The organism is Erwinia sp. PPS120, from assembly GCF_047918655.1.
GTDB classification, from domain to species: domain Bacteria; phylum Pseudomonadota; class Gammaproteobacteria; order Enterobacterales; family Enterobacteriaceae; genus Erwinia; species Erwinia tasmaniensis_A.
The window spans coordinates 67,999-81,583 of record NZ_JBLREF010000004.1 but is presented as its reverse complement, the minus strand read 5'-3'; the positions used below and the strand labels follow the sequence as shown (position 1 = coordinate 81,583).

Annotated in this window: 11 protein-coding genes; 2 read left to right on the top strand and 9 right to left on the bottom strand. The window is 56.7% G+C overall.

What is annotated here, in order from left to right:
• Nucleotides 1–40 precede the first annotated feature (40 nt).
• Genes lolE through lolC form a run of 3 tightly spaced genes read right to left on the bottom strand, consistent with a single transcriptional unit; the run spans nt 41 to nt 3,178 of the window.
• Nucleotides 41–1,282 carry a lipoprotein-releasing ABC transporter permease subunit LolE gene (gene lolE, locus ACLRGG_RS02240; RefSeq protein WP_416248221.1) on the bottom strand — a complete coding sequence of 414 codons (1,242 nt, stop codon included), beginning with the start codon at nt 1,280–1,282 and terminating at the stop codon, nt 41–43.
• Nucleotides 1,282–1,986, bottom strand: coding sequence for a lipoprotein-releasing ABC transporter ATP-binding protein LolD (lolD, locus tag ACLRGG_RS02235; RefSeq protein WP_416248220.1), 705 nt, complete (start codon nt 1,984–1,986; stop codon nt 1,282–1,284). The genes lolE and lolD overlap by 1 nt, the downstream gene beginning before the upstream one ends.
• Nucleotides 1,979–3,178 (bottom strand): lipoprotein-releasing ABC transporter permease subunit LolC, encoded by a 1,200-nt coding sequence (gene lolC / locus ACLRGG_RS02230; RefSeq protein WP_416248219.1) that lies wholly within the window; start codon nt 3,176–3,178, stop codon nt 1,979–1,981. The genes lolD and lolC overlap by 8 nt, the downstream gene beginning before the upstream one ends.
• Before the next feature lie 272 nt (nt 3,179–3,450).
• On the opposite strand from lolC, the gene ACLRGG_RS02225 reads away from it, so the two are divergent.
• Together ACLRGG_RS02225 and mfd are read left to right on the top strand one after the other, a co-directional pair.
• Nucleotides 3,451–3,660, top strand: a complete 210-nt coding sequence (locus tag ACLRGG_RS02225; RefSeq protein WP_416248218.1) for a hypothetical protein — start codon at nt 3,451–3,453, stop codon at nt 3,658–3,660.
• Between the two features lie 79 nt (nt 3,661–3,739).
• Complete coding sequence (gene mfd, locus ACLRGG_RS02220; RefSeq protein ID WP_416248217.1) at nt 3,740–7,183, top strand: transcription-repair coupling factor; 3,444 nt, start codon at nt 3,740–3,742, stop codon at nt 7,181–7,183.
• Between the two features lie 1,002 nt (nt 7,184–8,185).
• Here mfd and ACLRGG_RS02215 read toward each other — a convergent pair.
• The 6 genes from ACLRGG_RS02215 to lpoB form a co-directional block, all read right to left on the bottom strand.
• Nucleotides 8,186–8,725, bottom strand: coding sequence for a glycine zipper 2TM domain-containing protein (locus ACLRGG_RS02215; protein ID WP_067703231.1), 540 nt, complete (start codon nt 8,723–8,725; stop codon nt 8,186–8,188).
• 291 nt (nt 8,726–9,016) lie between these two features.
• Nucleotides 9,017–10,321 carry an NAD(P)/FAD-dependent oxidoreductase gene (locus ACLRGG_RS02210; protein ID WP_416248216.1) on the bottom strand — a complete coding sequence of 435 codons (1,305 nt, stop codon included), beginning with the start codon at nt 10,319–10,321 and terminating at the stop codon, nt 9,017–9,019.
• A gap of 230 nt (nt 10,322–10,551) precedes the next feature.
• Entirely contained in the window at nt 10,552–11,094 is a 543-nt protein-coding gene (ycfP, locus tag ACLRGG_RS02205) for an alpha/beta hydrolase YcfP (protein WP_416248215.1), read from the bottom strand.
• 31 nt (nt 11,095–11,125) lie between these two features.
• Complete coding sequence (gene nagZ, locus ACLRGG_RS02200; RefSeq protein WP_416248214.1) at nt 11,126–12,136, bottom strand: beta-N-acetylhexosaminidase; 1,011 nt, start codon at nt 12,134–12,136, stop codon at nt 11,126–11,128.
• A gap of 30 nt (nt 12,137–12,166) precedes the next feature.
• Complete coding sequence (thiK, locus tag ACLRGG_RS02195; protein ID WP_416248213.1) at nt 12,167–13,006, bottom strand: thiamine kinase; 840 nt, start codon at nt 13,004–13,006, stop codon at nt 12,167–12,169.
• Nucleotides 12,990–13,577, bottom strand: a complete 588-nt coding sequence (lpoB, locus tag ACLRGG_RS02190; protein ID WP_416248265.1) for a penicillin-binding protein activator LpoB — start codon at nt 13,575–13,577, stop codon at nt 12,990–12,992. The genes thiK and lpoB overlap by 17 nt, the downstream gene beginning before the upstream one ends.
• Nucleotides 13,578–13,585 lie beyond the last annotated feature (8 nt).

Genomic DNA, 13,585 nt, shown 5'->3' with positions numbered 1-13,585 from the left:
ACGTACGCGCGACCGCGCACGCCTGATGCCTGATTCCCGTTTATTGGCCGCTTAGCACGCGGGCGGGGTCGATACGGCTGGCGCGTCGGGCCGGATACCAGCTGGCAATCAGGCTGAGTACCAGCGAGGTGACCAGCACAATAAACACATCCAGCCAGTGCACCTCGGAGGGCAGGAAGTCGATAAAATAGATATCGCCCGACAGAAAGTGATAGCCGGTTAAGGTTTCAAGCCCGCGAATAATCGGCGTGAGATTCAATGCGGCCAATACGCCGACCACCACGCCGCTTACGCTGCCCACCAGTCCGGCCATCAGACCGTACCAGACAAATATTGCCCGAATCAGACCATCCTTTGCCCCCAGGGTGCGCAGCACGGCGATATCCCCGCTCTTGTCCTTCACCGCCATCACCAGCGTGGAGACGATATTAAAACAGGCCACGCCAATCACCAGCACCATCGCCAGATACATAATAGCGCGGATCATCTGAATATCGCGGTACATGTAGCCATAGGTCCCAATCCAGCTGCGGATATAGACATACGAATGGGTGACTTCTCCCGCGTCGCGCACCAGCTTCTGCGCATTGAAAGGGTTACCCATTTTAAGTGCAATACCCGTGACGTTGTCACCCATGCCCAGATACTGTTGCGCATCCGCCAGCGGCACCAGCGCAAGGCTATGGTCGAGCGCACCGCTAAGTGCCAGTATACCGCTGACCTGTAAACGCACGCGTTTAGGCTGCAACAGCTTGTGACCCGGATCGCTGTTGGGGATCATAATTGAGAGCCAGTCACCCTGTTTGACCTTCAGGCTTTTAGCCACGCCCTGACCGAGAATAATTTGCTGCTTACCCGCCGCGAAGCGGCTCCATGCGTTGTTTTGTACATAGGAAGGCAGCGCGCTTAACCTGCTCTCCTGCTGCGGGTCGACGCCTTTAACCTGCACCGCCTGTAGCTTTGCACCGCTTTCAATCAGACCGGTAAAATTAATATAGGGCGCTGCGGCGGCAATGCCGTTCACCTCAGCGATTTTCGGCAACAGGCTCTGCCAGCCGGTAAAGGGCTGATTTACCGGCTCGATCTCACCGTGGGGCACCACCGCCAGAATGCGGTTGTTAAGTTCCCGCTCAAAACCGTTCATCGCGCTCAGCCCGACAATCAGTACCGCGACGCCCAGCGCAATGCCCACCGTGGAAATAACCGATATCAGCGAAACCATTCCGCCACGGCGGCGACCACGGCTAAAGCGCAGTCCAAGAAGAAGTGAGAGCGATCCCATCAGCGCGTTCCTGCCAGCGTGACATGCTCGCTGAGCTCACCGTCGCGCATTTCCATTTGCCGGGTCAGGCGTTTCGCCAGATTAAGATCGTGCGTCACCACCAGGAATGCGGTCCCCTGACGTACATTCAGTTCACCCAAAAGATCGAAAATGGCATCGGCATTGCGCGCGTCCAGGTTACCCGTCGGTTCGTCTGCCAGTACCAGCCGCGGGTTATTAACCAGCGCGCGGGCAATCGCTACCCGCTGACGTTCGCCGCCGGAGAGCTCAGAGGGGCGATGCGCCGCACGTTTTTCCAGACCAACGGCCGCCAGCATCTCGCGCGCTTTACCCTCGGCCTCACCCTTGCTGGCTTTGCCAATCAGCAGCGGCATGGCGACATTTTCCAGCGCGCTGAAGTCCGGCAGCAGGTGGTGGAACTGGTAGATAAAGCCCAGTTCGCGATTGCGCAATTCCGCCTTTGCCGCAGATGACAGCTGGTTCAGCGAGCGGTCATTGAATATCACCTCTCCCGAGGTGGGCGTATCCAGCCCCCCCAGCAGGTGCATCAGCGTACTTTTACCGGAGCCGGAGCTGCCGACAATCGCCATCAGCTCGCCGGGTGCCATAGTGAAAGAAACGTTACGCAGTACATCTGTCTGAACCGTTCCTTCCTGGTAGCGTTTGCACAGGTTTTTGCACTGCAACAACATCGGGTTACTCATAACGTAAAGCCTCTGCGGGTTGAACGGCGGCCGCGCGCCAGGAAGGATAAAGCGTTGAAAGCAAGGCAACCACCATCGCGGAAATCACAATGGTCACCACCTGCGGAACAGAGATCTCCACCGGCAGTGCTGCACCGTCGAGGAACGCGCCAATCAGCGGCATCAGATTATTCAGCTGGCTGGCCAGCAGCACGCCAAGCAGCGCACCCAGTACCGAGCCTACGATGCCTGCCGTTGCGCCCTGCACCATAAACACCGTCACAATCTGGCTACGGGTCAGTCCCTGGGTCTGTAGGATCGCCACTTCCCCCTGCTTCTCCATAATTAGCAGGCCCAGCGAGGTGATAATGTTAAAGGCGGCCACGGCGACAATCAGGCTGAGCAGCAGCCCCATCATGTTTTTTTCCATCCGCACGGCCTGGAACAGCTCGCCTTTGCGCTCGCGCCAGTCTTTCCATACCAGACCTTTTGGCAGCGTTTGCTGACTGAGCGTATCCACCTGCAGTGGTTTATCCAGCCACAGACGCCAGCCGGTGATATTCCCTACCGGATAGCGCATCAGACGCGATGCATCCTGCTGGTTGACCAGAATCTGGTAGCCATCGACCTCGCTGTTTGCCGCATAAGTCCCGGCGAGCGTAAACAGTCGCTGGCTGGGCAGCCGGCCCATTGGCGTGAACTGACTGGCCGAAGGCACCATCAGGCGGATCTGTTCACCGCGCCTGACGCCGAGCTGGTTCGCCAGCTGCTCACCCATAATGACGTTGTACTGACCCGGCTGGAGCACATTCTGGCTGACGTTAACCAGCGAGGGCGTCAGCGGATCTGGCTCATCGGGATTGATGCCGAGCATCACCCCTACACCGACGCTGCGGGCGCTTTGCAGGACCACGTCACCCGTGGTCAGCGGCGCAATGCGACTCACGCCCTGTAGCTTAAGCTCACTGGCGGGCGTTTGCCGGGGGTTGATCGAGCCCGTGTCTGCCGCAATAAGCGCCTGCGGCATCAGGTTCAGGGTGCTTTTTTCCAGCTCGTGCTCAAATCCGTTCATCACCGACAGCACGGTGACCAGCGCCAGTACGCCCAGCGTGATGCCGATAGCAGAAAGCCATGAGACAAACCTCCCAAAGCGGTCTGAAGCTCGTCCGCGCATGTAGCGCAGGCCAATAAATAACGCGACAGGTTGATACATGTATTCCGTCTTTTAGCGAATCGATGGCGAAAAGTGATCGAAGATAATAAAGGTTAGGCAGGCGTTATGGAACCTCTAAGCCGCTGAGTGTGCGCTTTGTTTTGTCAGCAAAAACAACAGACATGCCGGCAGGGCCTCAGGCGAACAAAAATTATGCGCTATTTGTGCGATTAACCAGCAATAACCATAGTAAACTCGTATAACCACTCTGAAAGAGAGGGTTTGAGGCAAGAAGTTAATAAGTCAGAGCGCGCAATGGTGAGGGGGTAACGATGTCAAAATATTCTAAAGGCAGCATCGTCAGACATAAAACCGGAGAGATTAAGGGACTGGTGGTTAACGTCTTTGAACAGGATGCCGCTCCGGCAGGCTATTACGTTAAATGGGACGATGGGAATCACAGCTATCATGCTGAAAATGAACTGATATGGGCAAATATTGACCGACCCAGAATGCACTACACCCAACAATCCCCAAAATAGAGGTATACTGCGGTGAGCTGAATCGGGAACACTGCCTGTGTCCCGCTCTCCCTACTGCGAAGAGACTGCCTGAGAGATTATGCCTGAACAGAGTCGATATACCCTGCCCACGAAAGCCGGTGACCAGCGTCAGCTGGGTCAACTGACCGGCGCCGCCTGCGCAGTAGAATGCGCAGAAATTATTGAACGTCATGCTGGCCCTGTGGTGCTGATCGCACCCGATATGCAGAATGCCCTGCGCCTGCTTGATGAAGTCAAACAGTTCACCGACCAGCCGGTTATCAGTCTGGCAGACTGGGAGACGCTGCCCTTCGACAGCTTCTCTCCGCATCAGGATATTATCTCCTCGCGGCTCTCCACCCTCTATCATCTGCCTGCTATGACCCATGGCGTTCTGATCCTGCCGATCAATACGCTGATGCAGCGCGTGTGCCCGCACAGCTTTCTGCATGGACACGCGCTGGTGATGCAGAAAGGTCAGCAGCTTTCACGCGATACGCTGCGCAGTCAGCTGGACCAGGCGGGCTATCGCCATGTTGATCAGGTGATGGAGCACGGTGAATATGCCATCCGTGGCGCACTGCTTGACCTCTATCCGATGGGCAGCGAACAGCCGTACCGCATTGACTTTTTTGATGATGAGATCGACAGCCTGCGTCTGTTCGACGTCGACAGCCAGCGCACGCTGGAAGAGGTCGCAGCGATTAATCTGCTGCCTGCGCATGAATTTCCGACGGATAAGGCGGCCATCGAACGGTTCCGCAGCCAGTGGCGCGAGCATTTTGAGGTCAGGCGTGAAGCCGAGCATATCTATCAACAGGTCAGCAAAGGTACGCTTCCCGCCGGGATCGAATACTGGCAGCCGCTGTTTTTCGAGCAGCCGCTACCGCCATTGTTCAGCTATCTCCCCGCCGGGACGCTGCTGATCAATACCGGTGACCTGGAAGGCAGTGCGGACCGTTTCTGGCATGAGGTAACGGCACGGTTTGAAAACCGCCGCGTAGACCCGATGCGCCCCCTGCTGCCGCCCGAGTCGCTGTGGATGCGCACCGATGAGCTGTTCAGCGAGCTTAAAAAATGGCCGCGCGTGCAGTTCAAAAGCGAAGCGCTGCCGGAAAAAGCCGCCAATACTAACCTGAACTATCAGACGCTGCCCGACATTGCGGTGCAGGCTCAGGCTAAAGCGCCGCTCGATGCGCTGCGCCAGTTTTTGGAGTCATTTAGCGGCCCGGTTATTTTCTCCGTAGAGAGCGAAGGACGTCGTGAAGCACTTCAGGAACTGCTGGCCCGGATCAAAATCTCTCCGCGCGCGATCGCTGCGCTGAGTGAAATCGGGACGAGCGGGCACTATCTGATGATCGGGGCCAGCGAACACGGTTTTATTGACGACCTGCGCCAGCGGGCGGTGATTTGCGAAAGCGATCTGCTCGGCGCACGGGTCAGTCGCCGTCGTCAGGACAGCCGCCGCACCATCAACCCGGACGTGCTCATCCGCAACCTGGCCGAGCTCCACCCCGGGCAGCCAGTGGTGCATCTGGAACACGGCGTTGGGCGCTATATGGGACTGACGACGCTGGAAACGGGCGGGATCACCGCTGAATATCTGATTCTGACCTATGCCGGTGACGCCAAACTTTATGTACCGGTTAACTCGCTGCATCTGATCAGTCGCTATGCGGGCGGGGCCGATGAAAATGCGCCCCTGCATAAGCTGGGCAGCGATGCCTGGTCACGCGCCCGACAAAAGGCCGCTGAGAAAGTCCGCGACGTGGCGGCAGAGCTGCTGGACATTTACGCGTTGCGCGCTGCGAAAGCGGGCTTTGCCTTCAAACATGACCGTGAACAGTATCAGCTGTTCTGTGAAAGCTTTCCGTTTGAAACCACGCCCGATCAGGCCCAGGCGATCAATGCCGTGCTGAGTGATATGTGTCAGCCGCTGGCAATGGATCGGCTGGTGTGCGGCGACGTGGGCTTTGGGAAGACGGAAGTCGCTATGCGTGCGGCCTTCCTCTCCGTCGAGAACCACAAGCAGGTTGCGGTACTGGTTCCCACTACCCTGCTCGCGCAGCAGCACTATGATAACTTCCGCGATCGCTTCGCCAACTGGCCGGTGCGCATAGAGATGCTGTCCCGATTCCGCACCGCTAAAGAGCAGACGCAGATTCTGGAAGAGGCGCGGGAAGGCAAAGTCGATATCCTTATCGGCACCCACAAGCTACTGGCCAGCGATCTGAAGTGGCGGGATTTAGGACTGCTGATTGTCGATGAGGAGCACCGTTTTGGCGTGCGCCATAAGGAACGCATTAAAGCGATGCGGGCCGATGTTGATATTCTGACGCTGACGGCCACGCCTATCCCGCGTACGCTGAATATGGCGATGAGCGGCATGCGTGACCTCTCGATTATTGCCACCCCTCCGGCGCGTCGTCTGGCGGTCAAAACCTTCGTTCGCCAGTACGAGGACTTAGCCGTGCGCGAGGCGATTCTGCGTGAGGTGCTGCGCGGCGGTCAGGTGTACTACCTGTATAACGACGTTGAGAATATCGAGAAAGCGGCGCACCGTCTGTCGGAGCTGGTGCCTGAAGCCCGCGTTGCCATTGGTCACGGCCAGATGCGCGAGCGGGACCTGGAACGCGTCATGAATGATTTCCACCATCAGCGTTTTAACGTACTGGTCTGTACGACCATCATTGAGACCGGGATTGATATTCCAACTGCCAATACCATTATTATCGAGCGCGCCGACCGCTTCGGTCTTGCCCAGCTTCACCAGCTGCGCGGGCGCGTGGGTCGTTCACACCATCAGGCCTATGCCTGGCTGCTTACGCCGCATCCAAAAGCGATGAGCGGCGATGCTCAGAAGCGGCTGGAAGCCATCGCCTCGCTGGAGGATCTTGGGGCGGGCTTTGCGCTGGCTACCCACGATTTAGAGATCCGCGGCGCGGGTGAGCTGCTTGGCGAGGACCAGAGCGGCCAGATGGAAACCATCGGCTTTTCGCTGTATATGGAGCTGCTGGAGAACGCCGTGGATTCGTTGAAAGAGGGCCGTGAGCCTTCGCTGGAAGATTTAACCAGCGGCCAGACGGAGGTCGAATTGCGTATGCCGTCTCTGCTGCCGGATGATTTTATTCCCGACGTCAGTACCCGTCTGTCATTCTATAAGCGTATTGCCAGCGCCGGGGAAGAAGGTGACCTGGAAGATTTAAAGGTAGAGCTGATCGACCGCTTCGGTCAGCTACCGGATGCTGCCCGTAATTTGCTGGATATTGCGGCGTTACGTATGGTGGCTAAGCAGCTGGGCATCCGCCGCATTGAGGCGAGCGAGAAAGGCGGTTTTGTCGAGTTTGCCGAGAAAAACCGGGCCGATCCGGGCTGGCTTATTGGGCTGTTGCAGAAGGAGCCACAACACTGGCAGCTGGATGGCCCGGCGAAGCTGAAGTTTATCCGCGATCTCGGCGAGCGTAAGGCACGGATGAAGTGGGTGCGGGAGTTTATGGGTCAGATTCTGGCGAATGCAGCCTGACTGGAGCTGATGCCCCGGCTAGTTGTGCAGGCTGCAATTTCTGCTTTGCCGGTGGGTAAGCCCTGTGGTTGCCCACCTTTCAGGCTACAGAGTCGCTTTCAATAGAATCCCGGCCCTTACCATGCACCTGCGCTACATCAGCCAAACCTGTTAATACGCAGGCTTCTGAGTCGCTTTAATTGTCCATGACTTACCCCGGCGAAAGCCAGAGGACTCTCAGTCATACTTTTTTCATCTGGTTTGCATGATTACTTTGCTTTCAATCTGGGCGATATATTCCATCACTACCCACTTTGCTGTTACTTATAAGCCAGCCAGTCGAATATGTCTGAAAGCGCCGTCCTTCCTACACGCTCATGCACAATGCTGACTGTGGTTAACATCTTCAGTCAGAATACCTGCCTGAATAATCAAAATGGATGAGGATAGCAGCGGCCCAATCGGAGGACAGTAACAGGAGAAGTATTAGCGGGCAGGAGCCTGAGAAACTGTCGATTAAAGTGATTTAACGGAAACCCTCTCACAAACCCGCAAAATGCTGCCCTCAGGAAAGGGTGACATTTTAGCTAAAAGCTGCGTTGGGGCTAAACATAAAAATAGTTTTGCTTATCGTTATATAGTTTTTTTATCGTTCTATTTATTGAGTTTTGTTTATTGTTTTATTTATAAAGGCGGCTCTAAAGCCCGAGAGGTGGATATGCCCAGCCATTGCCGTGCATTCCGCAGCGCTGCAGCGCAGATGGAAGGCCAGGCGAGGGCAGCAGGGACGCTGCCCTCAGGGAGCGGCGGGCAGGGATGCCCGCTCGCGACCGGGCCGTCAGGCCTGAAGTCGGAGCCAAAGGCACCACGCGTAGCGTGGCGTGAGGACGCCCGACAATGGCTGGGATTATCCACCGACACCGAAGACATCGAAGCTTACATAACCAGCCTGCAAACGCCGGGCCTACCCACCCACTCAGCAGGTATCCCAGCCTGCACAGCCTGTTTTAATCTACACCGTTATTACGCTTTATCGTTCAGGATAAGCTGACCATTACTGTCCAGTGGGATACGCGTACCGGGATCGTTATCCATACGGACTTTGCCCTGCTGGCTACCGATCTTATAGGTCACGTCATAACCCATCATCTTTTCCTGCTTATCGTAAACCGTCTTGCAGCGCTGTTCGGTAGTGGTATAGGTATCACGATCCTGCAGCGCGCCCTGCGCCTGATTCCCGCCATAGCCTCCGGCCAGTGCGCCGGCAACGGTTGCCACGCTGCGGCCACGACCGCCGCCAAACTGATGACCCAACACGCCACCGGCCACGGCACCAAGAACGGAACCGGCGATACGGTTTTCATCCTGAACCGCACGACGGTGCGTCAGCGTAATATTCCGACACTCCTGACGTGGGTTTTTAGACGTCTCTTTAATGGGGGTGGCAGAAAGCACCTGTGCGTACTGAGGACCACGGTCAAATACGTTCATACTCGCTACCGCTGCCACACCCAGTGCAGCCGCCACGCCAATCCCGATACCCGCCAACATTGATTTATTCACAGGACACCCTCCTGAAATTGTTACCGCGCATTCTTTCCTTCTGCACAATCTCGTTGCAGGAGTTTGTACTCGGCGTGCGCGACGCGCCGTGGTATTGCATTGAATTGTGCGCATCAGGACCAGAAGTGACAATAAGAATACCGGACGAAAAGTAACGGTTTGACATAAGTAAAAGCTTTTAAGAGTGTTCTGACTGGCAGGGACGCGGAATGGATGATCTGAAAGGCTCAGGGTGGACGCGCCACCCTGAATATTACGATATGGCGTTCAGCAACAGGACCGCTACTGGGCTTAGTGCAGCTTCAGGCGGGGACGGATAACGCGGTTAATACTGCCCACCAGCATCATCAGGCCGGTTTTAAAATAACCATGCAGCGCCACCTGATGCATACGATACAGTGAAATATAGACGAACCGCGCGATGCGCCCTTCCACCATCATCGAGCCACGCATCAGATTTCCCATCAGGCTACCCACGGTACTAAAACGTGAAAGCGAAACCAGCGAACCGTGATCCTTATAGACGTAGGCTTTCTGGCTCTTGCCTTTCATCTCTGCAAGGATGTTATCCAGCACCCGCGATGCCATCTGGTGAGCTGACTGCGCGCGTGGGGGGACAACTCCCCCTTCCGGCAGTGCGCAGGAGGCGCAGTCGCCGATGGCATAGATATTTTCATCGCGGGTGGTCTGAAGCGTCGGTTCAACCACCAGCTGATTGATACGGTTTGTCTCCAGCCCGCCTATCTCTTTCATAAAGTCCGGGGCCTTAATGCCCGCCGCCCAGACCATTAAATCGGCTTCGATCACTTCACCCGATTTGGTATGAAGTCCCTGCTTATCCGCGCTGGTCACCATCGTCTGGGTCAGTACGCGCACGCCCAGCTTGGTTAATTCATGGGTAGCCGCTGTAGAAATACGCGGCGGCAGCGCGGGTAGAATGCGCTCACCCGCCTCGACCAGCGTTACGTTCAGCGCCTTATTATCCAGCCCCTTGTAACCATAGCTGTGAAGCTGTTTAACCGCGTTATGCAGCTCGGCTGAAAGCTCCACACCCGTGGCACCACCGCCGACGATGGCGATATTTACCTTCTCTTTTGCCCCTTCGCTGGCGGAGAATTTCAGAAACAGGTTAAGCATTTCATTATGGAATCGACGCGCCTGGTGGGGATTATCCAGGAATATGCAGTTCTCCTTAACGCCCGGCGTGCCAAAGTCATTAGAGGTACTGCCAAGCGCCATAACCAGCGTATCCCACGCGACCTCACGCTCCGGCACCAGCAGCTCGCCGTGCGAATCGCGGATCTCCGCCAGATGCAGTCGTTTGTTTTCACGATCGATAGCGGTTAGGGTTCCCAGCTGAAAGTGGAAGTGATGATTGCGGGCATGGGCCAGATAGCTGAGTCCGTCGATGCCCTCATCCAGCGATCCGGTCGCCACCTCATGCAGCAGCGGCTTCCACAGGTGGCTGTGATTGCGATCGACCAGCGTGATTTCCGCTCTGTTTTTCCGTCCCAGTTTTTGCCCAAGCTGCGTGGCCAGCTCCAGACCACCAGCACCTCCGCCGACAATAACGATCTTCTTCATTGGTGTAGTCAAATGACCCCCTTAAAATGTGAACCAATCGTTAACTAAAGGTTAAATCAATATCCTTAATTAACATAGGGTTGGCGAGTTTAATTCGCTATCTGCTGGCAGAATAGCACGGGGAAAATCAGTGAGGGTGAAAAAATTGATGCAGGTCAATTCCTGTCTGGTGAACTCAGAATAGTACTAAGAGGCGAAGCTGAATTTCAGGCAGCAGAGCAATGCCCACGCTGCCTGAACGGCTAACCCAGCGTTTTAAACGCTTTGATACGCTGAAGATGGGGAGCGATGTTCTTAAATTTGTGGCCCTCTGTTTCGTCCCAGATAATCTCGTAAAAACTTTGCAGCGCTGCCGCCGAGCGCGGGCTGTCCAGCGCGTCATCCTGACGGGAAAGTACCACCAGGCAGCGATCGCGATTCTTTTCACGGAAGTTGTTCACGCATTTGCTGGCGATATCAACATACTCCTCAGGGCGGTTGATTTTGCCAACCATGTTTTCTTCGGGCCACAGATTGGGATTGAACATCACCTGGCGGATATCGTTCAGAAAGCCAATGCGTTCCGCCCAGAACCCGCCAAGACCGACGCCGCATATCAGCGGCCTGTCGTCACCGCTGCTTTGCAGCAGCTTGTCCGTCTCGTTCAGCAGAAACTGCATATCGTGCTTAGGATGAAGCGTGCTGTAGCTCAGCAGGCGCACATCCGCATCAATAAACTGCAGTTGCAGGACTTTTTCATGATTACCCGGACTGGTGGAGTCAAAACCGTGCAAGTAAATTATCATCGTCTGCCATCCTCTGTGTGGTATTAACCGGTCAACTGCCCTTATGCGCCAGCCAGCGCGACTGAAGTGCGCTCAGGGCCTGATGAGCTTCTTTCCAGCGGGCAGAGTCCATCAGCTGCTCGCGGGTATAAGTCCCCTGATGATAAAGGGACGTAACGCGTTCAGCGTTGATCGGGGACAGATTATCGAGCACGCTTACCGCGCCGTCGCGATTGTTGCAGACCAGGATCATATCGCAGCCCGCAGCCAGCGAGGCTTCGCCTCGTTCCGCATAGCTCCCCATAATCGCCGCGCCTTCCATCGACAAATCGTCGGAGAAGATCACCCCCTTAAAGCGCAGCTCGTCGCGCAACACCGTTTTCAACCAGTGTGGCGAGCCGCTGGCGGGTCGACTGTCCACCTGGGTATAGATCACATGAGCGGGCATCACCGCATCCAGCGCCTGTTCGTCGATCAGCTGGCGGAAAATCTGCATATCATGCTGACGAATTTCCGCTTCGCTGCGAGTGTCGCGCGGCGTCTCCAGATGGGAGTCCGCGCTGACCGCACCGTGGCCCGGAAAATGCTTACCGGTAGTCTTCATGCCGGCGCTGCGCATACCGCTGATAAAATGGCGTGCCAGCGTTAGCGCGATGGCCGGATCCTGATGAAAGCTGCGTTCGCCGATGGCCGCGCTACCGTGGCCGATATCCAACACCGGCGCAAAGCTAATGTCGATGTCCATGGCAATCATTTCCGACGCCATCAGCCAGCCCGCCTGTTCCGCCAGCTTTACCGCCTCCGCCTGTGGATGAAGGGCCGCGAATGACTGCATCGCTGGCAGGCGGGTAAAGCCCTCGCGGAAGCGCTGAACGCGTCCGCCTTCCTGATCGACGGCCACGATCAGCCGGTGACGGGAAGCCTGTCGAATCTGTCTTACCAGCTCCCGCAGCTGTGCCGGATCATGGTAGTTCCGGCTAAACAGGATCAGACCACCCGTCAGCGGATGTTGTAAAATTTCGCGTTCTTCCGCGTCCAGCTCGTAGCCGAGCACGTCTAACATTACCGGTCCCACTTCACACCTCTTCTTCGATTAGATCTGCTGCCAGGCTTCTGCCGCCAGCCCGTCATACAATTTGTCACCGCTCTGCTGCCAGCGTCGTTCATACCAGCAGGCGATCAGTAGCCTCAGCCACGGCTGCCAGCGGCAGATCTGCAGGCGCAGCGCCGCCGGGTCAAGCTGCTGCTGCGCCGCGTAGTCTGCGATCAGGCTTGCCTGCTGTTGCATGGAGAGATCGTTACCCGCGATCGTCGCAGCCAGCTCCAGTGCGACATCACCGTCGCTGGCATATTCCCAGTCAATCAGATGCAGATCGTCCCCGGTCTGCGTCACAATGTTTCCAGGATGAATATCCATATGCAGCAGCGCCAGCCGCAGCGGCCTGGGTTCTCCCTGCCGCTGGCAGCGGCGCAGCGCGCTCAGCCAGCGAGTATGTCGGCGTGAAGCGTGACTGAGCAGCCAGTACTGCTCCAGCAGCGGCAGCAGCAGCAGACGGAAGCCGCTCAGCGGTTGCTGATGCAGCGCCACCATCTGCGCCGTAATGTCGGGCAGACGCTGCGCAAACTCATTCGGGGTAAGCGTCCTTCCCGTCTGCCACTGCAGCAGCAGCCAGCGTCGGTTATAACCCTGCATAACAGGCGCAAGGCCGCTGCCGCGAAGCCGACGCAGAATATGATACTCACGCCGACGGTCAATACCCGGCATCGGCGTGCTTTCCTGCTGCTGTCTGGCCAGCAGCGTCATATCACCCACCTGCAATTTTCCGCTCAGGCCGGTCAGGCCCGGCAGTGGATAAAAAGAACCGGCGGATTTGACCGCCGGAAACAGGTGAGCAATGAGCTGGCTTAACGACGGATCAATGCTGAACGACACCGCTACCCGACCAGATAATTTCTCCGGTCTGCACCAGCATCAGCTGCATTTGCAGCGTGGGTGACTTCACGTCCCCCTCTGCGTTGCTGTAAAGCACATACTGCGCACCGACATAGCGCGCCAGGCCGACCGCTTTGCTGCGAGAGACCAGGCTGTCTTCGGCAGAAAGGCCGAGCGTCTGCTTAGCCGTTGCCAGCTGCTGCGGGGTGACCAGGGTAAACTGCGTATTGCTCGCCAGGGCGTTTTGCAGCGCACCCGTCGCCTTTGAGGATTGCAGGCTGCCATTGGTACTGTTTTTGACGTTATCTACCAGTAAAACGCTGCCGGCGGTGACGCCATCTGCTTTCAGCATCTGCGCCACCAGCGGACTCACGCTGGCGTCCCAGTTGACAGACTGCATTTTAGGCGGCACCGGCACCGTCTCGGTAGGCCCCGGCTGGGCTGGCGGCGGTACGGGCTGGGCTGGCTGGGCCGGTTCTACCGGCGCAGGGGGCTGCGTTTGCTGCTGCTGGTGGCTGATACAGCCGCTGAGGATCAGTGCCAGTAACAGCACGCCCGAACGTTTAGTTATTTTCCTTT

Coding starts and splice junctions, on each gene's coding strand:
- lolD (WP_416248220.1), bottom strand. CDS start 1,986: ATGAGTAACCCGATGTTGTTGCAGTGCAAAAACCTGTGCAAACGCTAC.
- lolC (WP_416248219.1), bottom strand. CDS start 3,178: ATGTATCAACCTGTCGCGTTATTTATTGGCCTGCGCTACATGCGCGGA.
- nagZ (WP_416248214.1), bottom strand. CDS start 12,136: ATGTTAGACGTGCTCGGCTACGAGCTGGACGCGGAAGAACGCGAAATT.
- ACLRGG_RS02225 (WP_416248218.1), top strand. CDS start 3,451: ATGTCAAAATATTCTAAAGGCAGCATCGTCAGACATAAAACCGGAGAG.
- lolE (WP_416248221.1), bottom strand. CDS start 1,282: ATGGGATCGCTCTCACTTCTTCTTGGACTGCGCTTTAGCCGTGGTCGC.
- mfd (WP_416248217.1), top strand. CDS start 3,740: ATGCCTGAACAGAGTCGATATACCCTGCCCACGAAAGCCGGTGACCAG.
- ycfP (WP_416248215.1), bottom strand. CDS start 11,094: ATGATAATTTACTTGCACGGTTTTGACTCCACCAGTCCGGGTAATCAT.